This is a genomic window from Sphaerospermopsis torques-reginae ITEP-024, from assembly GCF_019598945.1.
Taxonomy (GTDB): domain Bacteria; phylum Cyanobacteriota; class Cyanobacteriia; order Cyanobacteriales; family Nostocaceae; genus Sphaerospermopsis.
This window is the reverse complement of the sequence record NZ_CP080598.1, coordinates 5,095,568-5,111,099: the sequence shown is the minus strand read 5'-3', so window position 1 is coordinate 5,111,099 and position 15,532 is coordinate 5,095,568. Positions and strand designations below refer to the sequence as shown.

Genomic DNA, 15,532 nt, shown 5'->3' with positions numbered 1-15,532 from the left:
TTACTTATGTATCACTTTTGCAGAAACTTATATATGTCGGTCGTTTTTTAGAGTTAAACTCTACATATATTAGGAAAAAATACCTTTCCTTAATTATTGTAAAATTCACGTAACCAGCTAGATGCGTTAGTTGACAAGGCATCTTAGCAGCAAAGGAGATCAAAAAGTGGAAGAAAATAACCAAGGTAATACAGAACAGGGTTCTCAAGGAACAATTGTAGTTGCTGGTGAGCGTCCCATTGGTAGCAGTGGCCTACAAGTTGCAGGAACAGTATCCATTGCGGGGTTACGTCCTATCAGTACCAGTAGCTTACAAGTAGTTGAAACATACAATGCAATGGGTATTCGTCCCATTGGTGCTAATACCTTCAGCGTTGTCAGCAGTATCAACTTATCTGGAAATCGTCCCATCGGTTCTAGTGCGTTGGTAGTTTCCGAAAACTATTCAATTTTTGGTAGTCGTCCAGTAGCATCAAATACCATTGATGATTCTGATATTTTGATGGGTTTTCTAGACTAATTTACCAAAATTATCCTCATACTTTTATCAATTGATAATTGACAATTGACAATTGATAATTGTTTCATTCAAGCTTTAAAAGCTCCCCTTTCCAGGGGAAAAAACCAAAAAAATCCGCTTTTTCAATCCTCTTCCTTTAAGAGAGAGGTCATTGTCAATTTTTCATTGTTAATTGTCCATTATTGAACAACCCAGTTTTATTCATAAACTGGGATTTTTTATGGGAAAAATGCCAAAATCAAGAATCAGAATATTTGCTTAAATATTCCTTTTTATATAGATATTTTATATCAACTGTCTACCTGATGATGGAAGTAATCAGCCTATATTTCCGTTAATTTAGGATAGTAATTGCAAAAAGGAAAACAAATGAGTTTAGAAGAAAGAGCAAAGGCTACAGCAAAAAATATTGAAGGTAAAGCACAAGAAGCATTAGGAAACGTTACTGGAGATCCAGAAGATAAAACAGAAGGTAAAGCTAAACAAGCAGAAAGCGAAGTGCGTCATGCTGTGGAAGATGTCAAAGATAATGTGAAGAAAAAGCTTGATTAAAAGTGACGACAAGATTAATTAAATAATACAAGTTCGTAGTTGCGATTTATCGCTAAATTACCAGGTTTTTTAGGGCTAAAGCCCTAACTACGAACCTTCATGAAAATAGGACTTAAATTTTGATTTATCTGAGGAGGTTGGATTATGATTATAATTCAGCAAAGTCGCAAAATATTGATGGCTTTTGTGTTGATTTTAATCTTAACTTTCACTACTGCTTGTGGTGGGGGAAGAGTTGCAGAGGTTGATCGCTCAACGACTCCAGCAGTGGGTAGAGATGTGACTTATGCTGAATTAGAACGTGGTAATACTCCCGCAGGGCAAAATTTTGGTGACTGGGTGGTACAAACTTCTAAAGGATTAGTCACAGATGCTTATGTGCGAGATAATAATAAACTAGGTGTGGTTATTTCGCCTCAAGTTAATCCTAATGAAGTGCGACCTTTAGCAAGTGCTTTGGTACAAGGTTTTAGAAAGAATTTTCCTAATCAGGATGTGAAGGTTTTGGTATATGGTCCTGATAAAAAACTAATTTTGACTGCTGATTATGTTGCTCAGACTAATCAAATTATGTATAGCTAGGAGGATTGTTTTTCAAAGATTAGGAAATTAACAACCCTAAAATATAGGAGATAATTAAAGTGAGAAGTAGTGAAGAATATAGACGTAATATTTTACAAGATTTGGCGCAGGGAAATGTGGAATCTTTGGATAATCCCAACGCCATGACAACGGATGAGTACGAAACTTTTGATGATTTTGCTCAACGCACAACCACAGATCAAAGACGACATTTATTTAATCAATCTTTGCATCCAGAGCGTATTCCTCCTAGTCAAATGGAGCCAGAATTACAAAAGGCAATTTCTCAAATTAAACCCAATGAACGGGATGATGTGGCAAAGGCATTTTTCAAACAATTAAAGGAACGAGGACTAGATGAGAAAAGGTTAGAACAACAGTTAAACCTTTCTACTCACCACCCTAACCGCATGACTGCTGATGATGTGAGTAAACTTGCATCTTTTACTTATCATAATCATCCTGATGTTTTCCGTGAGGTGTTAGCAGAACAACCAGGAATTATTAAGTTTTTAAGTAATCCTATTGTGGCGGGAATTATTGGTATTGCGGCGGCTAAATGGTTGGGTAATCGGAAGTGATAAGCTGTAGTTTTGTAGGGTGGGTAATGCTCACTCTACACTCAGATTAATCTATTTAGTAGTCGAGCATAAATGACGATAGCTAATCTTTTTTCTCTGTTTATTCATTTTGATGCTGCAAATATTGACTTAACAATCTAAAGCAATGTTCATCATTGACACCAGGTAATTTTTCTTGTAATGCAGCATAGGCTTCACTGGTTATAAGTAAAGAGTAACCAGTTTCAAAATTATCAAATTCAGCAGGTGATATTTCAGAAAGTTCAGCAACTACATCCAAAATGGTTTCACTAACCACTGTTATCTCAAGTGAACCAATTAGTCGCTCTAATTCTCTCTTAGTCCCTTCTGTTAACCAAACTCTAATCAAACCAGTATCTACAACTTCTCCAATTACAGTGAATAGATATATGTTGGGATCGGTTGGAGATGGAATATCAAAATATGGTTGAATTTTAGCACCTGCTGAAGTTGTTACAGAATATCGCTTTTTACCTGTTTCTGTTTCATAAATCCACAAATTTTTGCTCTCTTTTCTTGAACCTCCACCAGAAGGTTTCCATACAGCATAATAATCATCTGGATTAGGAATAAGCATTTCTTCTTCAAAATATAAAAACTGTCTTAAACTTTCCTGCCACAGTAACCATCCGACTCGCATATCAACATCTCCCAGAGAATTTGCCTGTTGACGAACTTTCTCTTTTCTTAGATTAATAAGTTCACCATATTGATTGAGAACATCACGCATTACTTCATTAGGGTCTGTATCATTTATGGGTATACGGATTGATCTTGTAGCTGCTGGGTGCATCAATGTTGTACCACAGGCATCTCTTAAGTCAGGCTTTGAACGATAGCAAAGCATTTTATGTTCTAAACCTAACAAACCATACATAACATCAATATTTAAATTTGACCAACCAACTTTTGGAATTCCCTTCGCTCGACAGTAAACATCAGACCAATCTCCTTCTTCAAATTTGCGACCCATCATATAAGCTACTTTAATAGCTAGAAATTTATGTACTTGCTCATATTCTTCTGTGGTAAAAGCTGGCATTGTTAGGGGGCGGCGCATTTATTTTTTCTCCAATTGTTGAGCAACTATTTCTTTAAACGTTGCAAAATCTATAGAAACTAAACTTTCTTGTACAGTTTTAGCCAGCCAAGCTGAATATAAACGTCGGTAATCAAATTCAGGCTGACGCTCAACGTGCAAAAAGTCTTTTATCAAAAAATTACCATTGGCTAAATATTCCTTAATAAACTCTTTTGCCTGATTTATCAATTTGTCAATAGGTTGATCAATAACTTTAAATGACTGCGATTTTTGGCAATGAATAATTAAATCATAGCCAACAGCATTATCAGAAACAAACATCTTAAAAGTACCATGTTTCTTGTCGAAAATCTGAGTTCCTTGAATTTTAAACCCAGCATCAGCTAAAGCTTCTTGCATCACAATCCATGCTTTTTCAGAGGAATTATGAAAAGCAACTGTTAACCAACTACCATCTTTCAAGACTCGCTTAATTTCAGAAAATGCTTTGGTAAGTAAATTTTTATATTCTGGATAACCTTTACCTTGAACGGAATTAACTATTGCTTCTTCTGTATTATTTGTCCAATGCTGAAGCCAACTTTCCCAAAGTAGATTCATTTCCGAGTAGTTGATATTAGCTCCGAAAGGCGGATCAGTGAAAACATAATCAACTGATTTATCAGGAATTTGCTTTAAGTTACACGCAGATTGTGTACTGATTTGAACTGTACGAGGAATATGAGCAGCTTCACGAAAGTACCAACTAATAGTTTGAGCTTTTCTTTTAAAGACCTGAAATACATTTTGCTCATTCATTAAAGTTGGTACATTAAAATTAGCAGTATTCCCACTGCCTCCCCAAAAACGAAATTCACTAAATACGGTAATCCTTTGGTATAAAGATGTAAGTGTGAATAAAAGTTTATCTCTGATTTCTTTATCAGGCCAATTTGATGCTTCATGCCAGAGAAATGATATAGCATATAAAGCACGACGAGTATAACATTGATCAATCGTTTTAATTCCTGCTCTAATTGGTTGGCGTGTATTTACTCCTTCAGGAATATTGTTTTGTGGATACCATAAATTTTGAGGTATTGGCGATTTTTCTATGGAGTTAATTAATTCACAATCAAAGTTATTTAAAGGTACGCAACTTTCTTTGAGTCTACTACCACAACATTTATAACCAACTGCTACAGGATAACGTTTTGTGCGCTTGAGATTACGTTTTTTAAGCAAGACATTACAGTGAGGACAGTTCACTTCTTTTTTGATTTTGCTTTCTTTAACTGATGCTTTTTCATCACGTCCAACTTCCCAAAATACAAACTCTTGCTGACAATTTTGGCATATTAAACCGTAGCTCCAAACTGTATATAAAACTTTGGCTGGTGAACCACAATCTCTACAGTAGGTTGTATAAAGTCTCTTTTCCAAAGATGCCGCACGATGTAAAATCTCATTGATTGCATTTAGATATAAATCCGCATCTATTGGAGTATTTAAGTTATAAGCTATAAACGCTGCTGCGGGAGACAAATCTGATAATAGGGCTTTACGTCCTAACTCTGTTGCTGCTACTCCTGTCATCCCTGAACCGCAAAATGGATCTAAAACAACATCACCAGGATTTGTATAATACTCAATTAGTGGTTTAATTCCTTGTGGTGGAACTTTAGTATGGTATGTATGAGCATCATAAACATACGTATTTTTTCCAGCAATAATATCTTTAGCAAAGGGTAATTTTACTTGTTTAGAAGATATATTACTATCAATTATATCTCCAAAGCGAGGATTCAAATCAAAGCTAAAACAGGCATCGTGATGAGTTTTATTAAACTCTAGCTTCATCTGATAGTTATCCATATATTTACAAAAATTTAGTTGTTGTATTTTTTGAGAAAAAATATTGAGATTGCTTTTTATAGAAAATTTCTATATTTCATAAATCACAAATATTTTTAGAGTGTAATAAAAGCGGAATCAACTAACTCCTTTATCACTAGAGTCTACACCCTGAAATATGTTGGAATTTTCAGTTTTCAGGGTTTGTCGTCTTTCAGATGTTGTGCTGGTTAAGCGATATCTAACTTTGTTTTTGATTTTCTTTGTTTTTCTCCTTAATAGCTTTGGTAACAATGTACGCCGCCAGGTTAGCTGGTGTACGCTCCTGTTCTTCAGCTATGTTTGTAAGCTCTTTATATATTTCTTCATCCAGTGTAATTGTCACTCTTGGTCTGATAGCCATAGGGGTAATGTTTAGCAGTAATACTATTACAGTGACACTATTTTAGACTCCTGTTGATCAAAAAATACTAAGCTGACTGATGACTCGATTAGCATCACAGGTCTACTATAGCATCATCAGCGGCAAAAATAAATCCCCGACTTCCCAAAGAAATCGAGGATTTAAGTATTATTCAGTTAACAGTATTCAATTACACAGCCGCTAATTCCTTAGTAGGACGCTTGCTGTTGCGAATATTATTGATTGCTTCCGCATAGTCAGGAGCGTTAAACACAGCAGAACCAGCTACAATAGCATTAGCTCCTGCTTCCAAAACTTGCCAGGTGTTATTAGCTTTGAGTCCACCATCAACTTCAATCCAAGGATCTAAACCGCGTTCATCACACATTTGACGCAGTTTGCGAATTTTGGGAACTACGCTAGGAATAAAGCTTTGTCCACCGAAACCGGGGTTAACGCTCATAATTAGCACTAAATCACACAGTTCCAGTACGTGTTCAATTAATTCTAAAGGTGTACCGGGGTTGAGTACAACACCAGCTTGTTTACCGAGTTCTTTGATTTGTCCCAAAGTCCGGTGTAGGTGAGGTGAAGCGTTATGTTCTGCGTGTACAGAAATGATGTCCGCACCAGCTTTAGCAAAACCTTCTACATACTTCTCTGGTTCCACGATCATTAAATGGACATCCAGGGGTTTGGTTGTTACAGGACGAATCGCCTCCACAACCAGAGGACCAATTGTAATATTAGGTACAAAACGTCCGTCCATTACATCAACGTGAATCCAATCTGCACCGGCTTTATCTACGGCGCGGATGTCATCACCTAAACGGCTAAAATCGGCTGATAGAATGGATGGAGCGATAACTATGGGCTTTTGAGATGGGTTCTGGGTCATGGCTAGTGGATTATTAATCGTCCTTGTCTGTAGGCATTGTAACAAAATATGGATTTTTTGGAAATTGGAAATTAGTCATTAGCCATTGGTCATTAGTTATTGGTTGTTGGTGGAAATATATTCTCCCGACTTTCGACTCCTGACTCCTGACTCCTCACTCCTGATAACTAACTATGAAAAAACTCTGGATCATCTGCGGTTTGGCTGTTTCCTGTTTAACTGTGCCAGTATTGGCTTCTGTAAAGTTGAGCAGTTCTTTAGGTAGTAGTGGTATTGATGCACTTAAATTACATCAACCACCATACAATTTAACTGGGCGCAAAATAGCCATCGGTCAGGTAGAAATCGGTCGTCCTGGTATGTTTGGGTTAGATAAAGCAGTCTCTAAAAATCGCGCTATTGCTCCTGTAGCAGTTTTTTTACGCACTACACCAGCTAAATCAAATTCTGGTGTTGACCCTCATGCTTATAATGTGGCTACGGTGATGATCAGTAAGGATAAAGCTTGGCCGGGAGTTGCACCAGACGCCAAATTATATTCTTCGGCGGTGGGATCTACCAGAAATATGGGTCAAGCGGAAGAGTGTTTATCAGCACAACATATAGCATTACAAAATGGTGGTGATGTTCGCGCTATTAACTTTAGTTTTGGTGAACCTTTGCACCGTGATCCTCGACCCAACGCTGTTTTAGATGGTCAAGCTTTGCTGACTTTATGTATTGACTGGTCAAGTCGGGTGCATAATGTTGTTTATGCGATCGCCGGTAATCAAGGCAAAGGCGGGATTCCCATTCCTACAGATAATTTTAACGCAATTAACGTGGCTTTTTCATCTGCCAGGGAGGGAATTTTTGATAAAGTTCATGTTTCTAATTTAGCAGGAAATAATCAAGGAGTAGGCGATCGCCTCGCAGGTAAAGAATTTAATATTGGTGGACGCAGATCCATCGGTTTAGTTGCTCCTGGTACTAACATTCCTGTGATTAATCCCGATGGTAAATTAAATAAAGCTACAGGTTCAAGTTTTGCCGCACCTCACCTAACAGCTACCATTGCATTATTACAAGAATTTGCCGATAGACAGTTAAGAATTAACCAGCCAAATTGGACTATTGATGCGAGAAATCATCAAGTTATGAAAGCTGTATTATTAAATTCAGCAGAGAAAATTCAAGATAGTGGTGATGGTTTGCGGTTGGGAATGACCAGGACTTTAGTTGATAAGCAAAATCGAGATTGGTTTATTTCCGATGCTTACAAAAATCCCAAAATTCCCTTAGATGATCAAATGGGTGCTGGACATTTAAATGCTTTTCGTGCCTATCAACAATTTATGTTTGGTCAATGGCAACCTACCGCACCTGTTCGGGCTATTGGTTGGGATTATAACACAATTAATGCTAATTCTGCTTTAGAATATAGATTAGAAAAACCATTAAAACAAAATAGTTTTGTAGCTATCACCTTAACTTGGGATCGATTAGTAGCATTAAATGATAAAAACCAAAATCAATTATATGATGAAGATGAAACTTTTATAGATAAAGGTTTAAATAATCTGGATTTATTCCTGGTATCAGCAGATTCACAAAAAACGGAAATTGCTACTTGTGCTTCTGTGAGTGAAATTGATAATGTAGAGCATATTTTTTGTCCTGTTACTACTAATGGTAAATATAAAATTCGTGTGCAGTTTAAACAACAAGTCAACGAACCAACTCAAGCTTATTCCTTAGCATGGTGGACTGTTCCCGGAAATTAGTTATAGAAAAGGGAACAGGGAACAGGTAACGGGAGCGTCCCAAATATGTAAGTTTATTTTTATCTAACAACAGCAAATTATCCCAGACTTAATTTGATTGAACCGCAAAGGACGCAAAGTACACAAAGGTAAGAGAGTTGGAGAGAGTTTCTGGTGTTGCTGCATTTATTTTTTCAAAATTGGGATGCTCTCCAGGGAACAGGGAACAGTGATAACCGATAACTGATAACTGATAACTGATAGCTGAATGCTTACATCAAACTTTCAGGATCAACTCCTAAATTCTTCAACATTTCAGCTAATTTTCTCGCTTTTTCTTCACTTTGTTGAATCCTTTCCTCTGGTGTTAAAAATCTTTTGCCATTTTCATCAAACCAATATAACCATTCTCTGGTTATTCCTTGATAAGTTCCCTTTTCTTTACCGATTCCTAAACCAATTTCTGGCAACCAAACGGGATTTCCAGGAATTAAAATATATTCCCCATCAACTAATTTATAAACCTCTAAAGTTTCTTTGATTTTCCGTTGGGGATTATATACCACATAATATAAAATCCCTAACTCATGGGCATAAGATTCTTTTTTAGTGCTATATTCATTTCTGTAGGTTTGGGAAACTACTTCTAACACTAAACTGGGTAGTTTTTGTTCTTCCCACAAGACATAACTAGAACGTAATTTTTCATGAATTACCCTGGGAATGCCAATACTTAAAAACCCATCTGGTACTATTGCAGGTTCATTTGGATCATAATATATTCCCATGTCCACACCAAAAAACCAATCCCATCTTTGAGACCAAATTAAGGCTAAAATACTTTCTAATAATCCGGGTATGAGATGCTGTAATTGATTATCCACTGGTGTTTCGTCGGAGTCGGGTAGTTCTTCTGATGAAGGTAAGCAATGCAAAGGATTGTAATTTAGCATAATTGATGCTACCAGTTCTATTTTTAGTATATATTAGGTAGGTGACTGGTGACTGGTGATTGGTGACTGGGGAAGAAAATTTGAGATTTTAGATTCTAGGTTTTAGATTTTAGATTGAAGTTGAAAAAATCCAAAATCCAAAATCCAAAATCCAAAATCCAAAATTAATAACTCCTGACTCTTGAATTAAGTTATGAAAACATAACGTAAAAATCCGTTACCAAAACTGTAACCAGCAAAGATTTATGTATTTTGTATGCGATAGTGAACATCTGACACATCATTAGCGTCTAACTTGATAGAAAGCTGAAACAACAAATGAGGTAGCAGATGAACCGACACAAGTTTATTGCTGTGCAAGGAAATTTCTTACAAAGACGGTACGGAGTTAGTTTGGGTAGACGCTACGTTTTAGCAGCAGCTAGTATTATGATGTTGAGTGTACTGGGATATTCACCAGTAGATAACAATACAAATTTAATCAGTAAATCTTCTCCAACTAACCCTGAATCTCTCTTAGCTGGAGATAATGATTATTTGTGATAGATTTTGGTTGTGTATTGGTGTCTTAACGCCAATCATCTATTACAAAAACATCACTACAGTTATATCCTGGTTGGTTAGGTCTGTGCATCGCTACACCTATCGTCTGACTGCGAAAACCACGGGATAGCATCTGCAAATAAGCGGTTTCTCTGCTGGTATTCACCCCAGCAACTAAGCTTGACATTCCCATAGTTACAGTCAAAACTTCACATAAATCTAACAACTGATCAAAATGTTTTTGTGCATGAGTGTCTGAACGCACAGCGCCAAACTTTACAAAGCAATTATTATCACCTGCTTCTGTACCAGCACCAATATGACAAACTGCAAATCCCGCTAAACCTGCATCTTCCCATAAAAAAATTGTATCACCTAAATTTTGTGATTCAACAGTTTGAATTTGTTGGGAAACATCTAAACCGGGAAAGATAGAATCAGTAAGTTGCATACTAGCTTTGAGACTTTCATAACGTTCATTTTCTGTCATCTGGGAGTATCTACTATTTTCTGGTAATAAGGAAGCTTTTTTTACAGACTTATTTAAAATGGTCGTTAAAAATCGCAGGTGAAAACCAAATTTTTGATACAGTAAATGATGTTTAGAACTGTTTGCAAAAGTATGGATTCCTGCTAGTTGAGTATTCCATTCATCAAAACAAGAAATAGCAGGTTCTATCAAACGTTTTGCTATTCCTTGATTCCAAAAGTCAGGATGAACACTCAATGGACCAAAAGATGCAAAACTTCCCCACTGTGTCACCAAGTTAGAACCAATTAATTTTCCGTCAACTTCCGCTGCAAAAGCTGATTGAGGATTAGTATACCATCTATGCTTAATATAATCAGCATCACCAGCAAAGTCTGTAGGTTTAGGTAGTCCGATAAAAGTACCAAAAGCTAACCTAAATATGTGATCAGCTAATTTTAATTCGGTTTCTTTTAGTAAACGGATCGCAAGATTCATATTTTTGAGATTTTAAATTACTTATTATATCTTTTATGTCATGTCACGAAAAAGCTGTTAAATAAAATAAGTGAAATAAAATAAAACCGCCTTGGTTATTACTAAAAGCGGTCGGAAATTTTAGAGGATTTTAGATCATCTATTAATTATATTAACTCAGAGGCACAGCATCTTTATAGCATTCCCAGTCTGAGACTGGGAACGAGTTCAACAATGGAAAATTAACAATGGACAATTGACAATTTCCTCTGGCTCATTTGTGAGAGGATTGGGAAATAGGAATTTTTGCTTTTCTTTCTCAGAGAAAGGAGAGGTTTTAAACCGTTCGGCTGACGCTCACGGCGGAAGCCTTGAATGAAATAATTGTCAATTATCAATACTCCTTGATATCCTTTTAATAATGTGTTCCTGTTTTGCGATGGTTAACCGCAGTTACAGTATCGGGTTTGAGTAATTTACCATTATCTACAGTGGCATATACTACCCAATGATCACCACATTCTAGACGTTGGTTAACGGAACATTCTAAATATGCAGCAGCATCAGTCAGGACTGCACAACCATTATCAGCTTCTACCGTTTGGAAATTAGTAAACCTGTCTTCTCCGGGGGCGAAATTTTTACGGAAATGTCTTATGTAGTCTACATGAACACCATTCGGAAGAATATTCAGGACAAACTTACCACCCGGATACATCAATGATTCAACTGCTCTTTCCTTGGCGATCGCCACTGTAATTCCTGGAGGATTAAAGGTAGCTTGAGATACCCACGTCCCCAGCATTGCTGTGGAAACTTCTCCTTGTTTCGCTGCAACTACACATACAGAACCAACTATTCTTCCTACCGCTTGTTCTACAGGGGTTGCAGGTTGTTGTGGTACACGAATTTTCTTGGCTTTTTTCAAACTTTGTGCAAAGTCTGTACCTATTTCTTCGCACATTTTCAGGGTGACTTCATCGGGTTTAAATTTGACTTTTAAAGTGTCAAAACCAAACCGATATCCTGCATCTCGCAGTTTTCCTTCTACCAAGTCTAAAGCTTCTCCACTCCAACCATAAGAACCAAACACACCTGCTAATTTACTATTATCACCAATAGCTAACACAATACCTAAAGCAGTGTGAATAGGTGTGGGAGCATGACCACCGATGGTAGGAGTACCAATAATAAACGCATCTGCTTGTTCTACAGTACCACGAATTTCTCCAGGGGTGGCAAATTCACAGTTAATTGATTTTACCGCAACTCCTCCTTTAGTTAATCCCCAAGCGATCGCCTGTGCTAAAGTGGCAGTGTTACCATAAGCGGAAGCATAAAGTAACGCTACGGAAATTTCCCGATCTTTTTGAGCGCGACTCCATTCAGAATATGCTTTAGTTAATTCTATCAACCTAGTGCGGATCAATGGACCATGACCCACTGCATACATCCTCACCTGCAAATCAGAAATTTTCTCTAATGCAGCTTCGACATGAGTTGCATGGGGAGCCATTAAGCAGTTAAAGTAATAACGCTGATCTTCTTTAAAAGCTTCTGAATTATCATCAAAAACTTCATCACCGCAGATATGCGACCCAAATAATTTATCAGTATAGAGAATTTGGGTTTGTTGATCATAGGTGCAAAGTGCTTCTGGCCAACGGGGACTAGGAGTAGGTAAGAATTTCAAAACATGACCTTTACCTAAATCTAAAGTTTCTTTCCCCCGCATAATCAAAACTTTAATATCTTGATCTGGGAAAGATGCACGCAAATTATTTGCACCAACCATAGAACAAACAAAAGTAATTTGCGGTGCAAGTTCTAACAGTGCTTTTAAAGTTGGTATACGATTAGGGCTAAAATGACCCAAAATCACATAATCCAACTTTCTCAAATTAACTGTATTCTGCAATGCTGCAAAATAAATATTAGTAAATCCTTCTCCCGGAGGATCAATTAATGCAGTTTTATCCGCTTCTATTAAATAGCAATTGGCGGTAGTTCCTCGACAAAGTGCATATTCAACTTCAAACCTTAGACGTGACCAACTCCTAGCTCTGAGAACTTTGGTATTGGTGGCGATCGGTAAAATTTGTACGTCCCGTGGTTTGGAATCTGTCATAGATTTTTCTGGTGAATAAAAAACTTGAGAAACCCAATGTTTAGCTGAGTTGAAAGCATTAGAAACAGAATCAGAAAAAGGCATACTATTTATCAAATATTCTTGCTAGATAAATATCTGTGTAGATAATTGACAATTGACAATTAACAATTAATTATCAATTATCAATTATCCATTATCAATTAGTAATAGTTTCCTACTTTGCGATGACGTACTGCTGTCAGTGCATCAGGTTTGGAAACTTTGCCATCTTCAACGATGCAATATAAAATCCAATGATCGCTACATTCAATGTTGCTGACTACTTGACATTCCATGTATGCAAGTGCATCGGTTAAAATTGGTGAACCGTTTTTAGCAGTTTGGGTTTTCACACCTGCAAATCTATCTGCACCGGGAAGTAAACGTTTGAGGAAGTGTTTTTTCAGGTCTTGATAATTACCTTCTTCTAACACATTTATCACAAAGCGATCGCCTATTTGTAATAAGTTATCAATCGCTCGATCTTTAGCAACAGCAATGGTAAATCCTAATGGTTGAAAACTAGCTTGTGCTACCCAAGAAGCCATCATAGCACCGCTAACTTCACCTTTTTTAGCAGTAACAATATATAATCCACTGCTAATTCTCCCTAACGCTTTTTCCATGTTTACGTCGAGAGATTTGATTTGTTTGATGTTGCGTTCTCGCACCACCTTTTGTCCCAAATCTGTACCCGCTTCTGTACAAAGTTGATAAGTTGCTTCGTTGGGAATTGATTTAATTCTAATTGCGGGAAATGCTTCTTTAATTCCTAAGTCAATAAACTTCCGTCTTAGAGTATCAATCGGTTCATCATCACCACCATAGCATTCAAATAAACCTACAACTTGTTTATTTTTAGCTACAGCTAATAAAGAACTAATACCAGCCTGTGCTACAATTGAAGAAGTAGGTGGCATTCCAATAATTAAACCTGCTGCTCTACCAGCTAATTCTTGAATTTCTTGAAAATCTGCTGTGTGTAAATCAACTACTTCTGAACCCACACCAGCTTTTTGTAAACCATCACCAATTGCATGAGCTAATTGCTCACTATAACCATAACCGGAAACATAAAACAACCCAACAGTAGTTTCTGTTTTCGCTTGTCTTTGACTCCAATTTTGATAATATTCGGTTAAAACATCGAGGTGATGATATAATAATGGTCCATGTCCATTGGCAATAATTTGAATGTTACCTAGTTCACCCATTCTCTTCATTGCATTCAATAAAGAGCGAGCATTGGGACCCATTAAGCAATCATAATAAAACCGGAAATCAGCTTCTATTGCTTCTAAATCTTCGTCAAATGTGCGATGATCACAAAAGTGCATCCCAAACGCATCACAAGTGTAAAGGATTTGGGTTTTGCGATCAAAACTAAAAATTGTATCAGGCCAGTGTAAATTTGGGGCGCTGACAAATTCTATTTCATGTCCTTTTCCGATGTTAATGCGATCGCCACTTTTAACGATTCTTTTGGAAAAAGGATCATGTACCAAACCTTCTAAAAATTGCAATGCTACTTTAGAAGCTAAAACAGTCGCTCTCGGTGCTAATTGTAGTACATCTTCTACTAAACCACTATGATCAGGTTCTGTATGACTAACAATTATATAATCAATTGTTTTCGGATTAACTAAACCTTTGAGAGTGTCTAAATATAATTGGCGAAACTTCTGATGAGAAGTATCAATTAAAACTGTTTGTTCACCCCTAATTAAATATGAATTATAGGTTGTACCGTTTTGCAATCCAAATTCAATATCAAAGCGATCGCGATCCCAATCCAGAGAACGAATCGCTGTAGTATTAGGAGCAATTTCTACAGTTTGTATAGTTAACCTTGGTTCAATTTTCTCTGATATTGCTACCATGATTTGTATCCAATTCTAAATAATATTCTTTTCTCCCCACCATTTTCTTCCTAAATTCTTTTTAAAGCTGTAATTAAGAATATATTTTGTAAAATTAAAGTTGTATCAAACAATGCTATTTTTCAGCATATTTTTTGACACGAAAATCTACGAACTCTGAACTATCTTCCAGATAATGAAACATAAACGACTTACAATTAATTGAAAGTGGATAGATCCCCGACTTCTCTGAGAAGTCGGGGATATGGGTAATACGTTTTTTAACATTGATTTACTTATAAACAAAATCCACCCACACATAATAGTGTCAGGTGGACTTGTTCAATATTTAAAGTGGAGCTTATGGGAATTGAACCCATGTCCAAACTGGGTATTAACCCCCCGCTCATTCACAGGTTTAGCCTTTCTGACCCTCAAGGCGGGAATCGTTCATTGTCCCGAACGTAGGATGCTCTGATTTAGTCTTAGCCAGCAAACCAACCAGAGAACGCTTACTGGAGCATCCGTTGGGGTTAGGTCTCTAGTCCTTAACGGAGTCAAACCAGAGACGCTCGGACCTATAAGAGGCTATTAGGCAGCAACTAGGGCTTCCTTACGAGCAAAGCTTACGATATTGTTCGCATTTACTTTTTGTTTGAGCCTTTGATTTGCGAGAGGAGACTCACTCTCGACCTGAATCACAGAGCAGCTTTCGCCAACCTGTCGAAACCGTTAAAGCCCCATGCGCTTTATATTTTTATTATAGTATACAATTTTGGGATTGTGTGGAGTTGATCAAAAAAATTTTATTGTCTTTGGGCATTGGGTTATTAATCTCCCCCTGCCTCCCCTGCCTCCCCTACTTCCCCTGGTTCCTGACTCCTGCCTCAAGAGGGCAACCACAGGGG

The 15,532-nt window shown here is 37.0% G+C and carries 14 protein-coding genes and 1 other RNA gene; 6 read left to right on the top strand and 9 right to left on the bottom strand.

Annotated features, from left to right (window positions below):
* Positions 1-166: 166 nt before the first annotated feature.
* The 4 genes from K2F26_RS23775 (at position 167) to K2F26_RS23760 (ending at position 2,235) form a co-directional block, all read left to right on the top strand.
* Entirely contained in the window at positions 167-520 is a 354-nt protein-coding gene (locus K2F26_RS23775; RefSeq protein ID WP_220609751.1) for a hypothetical protein, read from the top strand.
* 369 nt (positions 521-889) lie between these two features.
* Complete coding sequence (locus K2F26_RS23770) at positions 890-1,072, top strand: CsbD family protein (RefSeq protein WP_194052781.1); 183 nt, start codon at positions 890-892, stop codon at positions 1,070-1,072.
* A 144-nt stretch (positions 1,073-1,216) separates the two neighbouring features.
* The gene (locus K2F26_RS23765) at positions 1,217-1,654 is read left to right on the top strand and encodes a hypothetical protein (RefSeq protein ID WP_220609750.1); all 438 of its coding nucleotides are present in this window, start codon (positions 1,217-1,219) and stop codon (positions 1,652-1,654) included.
* A gap of 59 nt (positions 1,655-1,713) precedes the next feature.
* On the top strand, positions 1,714-2,235 hold the full coding sequence (locus tag K2F26_RS23760) for a hypothetical protein (protein WP_220609749.1): 522 nt from the start codon (positions 1,714-1,716) through the stop codon (positions 2,233-2,235).
* Positions 2,236-2,335: 100 nt separating this feature from the next.
* Here K2F26_RS23760 and K2F26_RS23755 read toward each other — a convergent pair whose 3' ends face one another.
* The 4 genes from K2F26_RS23755 to rpe form a co-directional block, all read right to left on the bottom strand.
* Entirely contained in the window at positions 2,336-3,316 is a 981-nt protein-coding gene (locus tag K2F26_RS23755; protein WP_220609748.1) for a hypothetical protein, read from the bottom strand.
* Positions 3,317-5,152, bottom strand: coding sequence for a DNA methyltransferase (locus tag K2F26_RS23750; protein ID WP_220609747.1), 1,836 nt, complete (start codon positions 5,150-5,152; stop codon positions 3,317-3,319).
* 220 nt (positions 5,153-5,372) lie between these two features.
* Positions 5,373-5,534, bottom strand: coding sequence for a ribbon-helix-helix domain-containing protein (locus K2F26_RS25035; RefSeq protein WP_246605475.1), 162 nt, complete (start codon positions 5,532-5,534; stop codon positions 5,373-5,375).
* A gap of 190 nt (positions 5,535-5,724) precedes the next feature.
* Complete coding sequence (gene rpe, locus K2F26_RS23740; RefSeq protein WP_220609746.1) at positions 5,725-6,432, bottom strand: ribulose-phosphate 3-epimerase; 708 nt, start codon at positions 6,430-6,432, stop codon at positions 5,725-5,727.
* A gap of 173 nt (positions 6,433-6,605) precedes the next feature.
* Between rpe and K2F26_RS23735 the strand changes: the two genes are divergently transcribed.
* Positions 6,606-8,195: a S8 family serine peptidase gene (locus tag K2F26_RS23735; protein WP_220609745.1), complete on the top strand. Its 1,590-nt coding sequence runs from the start codon at positions 6,606-6,608 to the stop codon at positions 8,193-8,195.
* Between the two features lie 251 nt (positions 8,196-8,446).
* Here the strand turns inward: K2F26_RS23735 and K2F26_RS23730 are convergent, their stop codons facing one another.
* Positions 8,447-9,127 (bottom strand): Uma2 family endonuclease, encoded by a 681-nt coding sequence (locus tag K2F26_RS23730; protein WP_220609744.1) that lies wholly within the window; start codon positions 9,125-9,127, stop codon positions 8,447-8,449.
* A 330-nt stretch (positions 9,128-9,457) separates the two neighbouring features.
* Between K2F26_RS23730 and K2F26_RS23725 the strand changes: the two genes are divergently transcribed.
* The gene (locus K2F26_RS23725; protein ID WP_220609743.1) at positions 9,458-9,670 is read left to right on the top strand and encodes a proteinase inhibitor I4 serpin; all 213 of its coding nucleotides are present in this window, start codon (positions 9,458-9,460) and stop codon (positions 9,668-9,670) included.
* A 25-nt stretch (positions 9,671-9,695) separates the two neighbouring features.
* Here the strand turns inward: K2F26_RS23725 and K2F26_RS23720 are convergent, their stop codons facing one another.
* The 4 genes from K2F26_RS23720 to ssrA all read right to left on the bottom strand — a co-directional run bounded on the left by K2F26_RS23720 (position 9,696) and on the right by ssrA (position 15,366).
* Positions 9,696-10,637 carry a GNAT family N-acetyltransferase gene (locus tag K2F26_RS23720; protein WP_220609742.1) on the bottom strand — a complete coding sequence of 314 codons (942 nt, stop codon included), beginning with the start codon at positions 10,635-10,637 and terminating at the stop codon, positions 9,696-9,698.
* 394 nt (positions 10,638-11,031) lie between these two features.
* Positions 11,032-12,744, bottom strand: a complete 1,713-nt coding sequence (locus tag K2F26_RS23715; RefSeq protein WP_246605474.1) for a diflavin flavoprotein — start codon at positions 12,742-12,744, stop codon at positions 11,032-11,034.
* Between the two features lie 182 nt (positions 12,745-12,926).
* Positions 12,927-14,645 carry a diflavin flavoprotein gene (locus tag K2F26_RS23710; protein WP_220609740.1) on the bottom strand — a complete coding sequence of 573 codons (1,719 nt, stop codon included), beginning with the start codon at positions 14,643-14,645 and terminating at the stop codon, positions 12,927-12,929.
* A gap of 331 nt (positions 14,646-14,976) precedes the next feature.
* Positions 14,977-15,366: a transfer-messenger RNA gene (gene ssrA, locus K2F26_RS23705) on the bottom strand.
* Positions 15,367-15,532 lie beyond the last annotated feature (166 nt).

What these genes read in the sequence shown, in the direction of transcription:
- K2F26_RS23755 (WP_220609748.1), bottom strand. Translation starts at nt 3,316, where the DNA reads ATGCGCCGCCCCCTAACAATGCCAGCTTTTACCACAGAAGAATATGAG.
- K2F26_RS23765 (WP_220609750.1), top strand. Translation starts at nt 1,217, where the DNA reads ATGATTATAATTCAGCAAAGTCGCAAAATATTGATGGCTTTTGTGTTG.
- K2F26_RS23750 (WP_220609747.1), bottom strand. Translation starts at nt 5,152, where the DNA reads ATGGATAACTATCAGATGAAGCTAGAGTTTAATAAAACTCATCACGAT.
- K2F26_RS23770 (WP_194052781.1), top strand. Translation starts at nt 890, where the DNA reads ATGAGTTTAGAAGAAAGAGCAAAGGCTACAGCAAAAAATATTGAAGGT.
- K2F26_RS25035 (WP_246605475.1), bottom strand. Translation starts at nt 5,534, where the DNA reads ATGGCTATCAGACCAAGAGTGACAATTACACTGGATGAAGAAATATAT.
- K2F26_RS23715 (WP_246605474.1), bottom strand. Translation starts at nt 12,744, where the DNA reads ATGACAGATTCCAAACCACGGGACGTACAAATTTTACCGATCGCCACC.
- K2F26_RS23730 (WP_220609744.1), bottom strand. Translation starts at nt 9,127, where the DNA reads ATGCTAAATTACAATCCTTTGCATTGCTTACCTTCATCAGAAGAACTA.
- K2F26_RS23735 (WP_220609745.1), top strand. Translation starts at nt 6,606, where the DNA reads ATGAAAAAACTCTGGATCATCTGCGGTTTGGCTGTTTCCTGTTTAACT.
- K2F26_RS23710 (WP_220609740.1), bottom strand. Translation starts at nt 14,645, where the DNA reads ATGGTAGCAATATCAGAGAAAATTGAACCAAGGTTAACTATACAAACT.
- rpe (WP_220609746.1), bottom strand. Translation starts at nt 6,432, where the DNA reads ATGACCCAGAACCCATCTCAAAAGCCCATAGTTATCGCTCCATCCATT.
- K2F26_RS23725 (WP_220609743.1), top strand. Translation starts at nt 9,458, where the DNA reads ATGAACCGACACAAGTTTATTGCTGTGCAAGGAAATTTCTTACAAAGA.
- K2F26_RS23720 (WP_220609742.1), bottom strand. Translation starts at nt 10,637, where the DNA reads ATGAATCTTGCGATCCGTTTACTAAAAGAAACCGAATTAAAATTAGCT.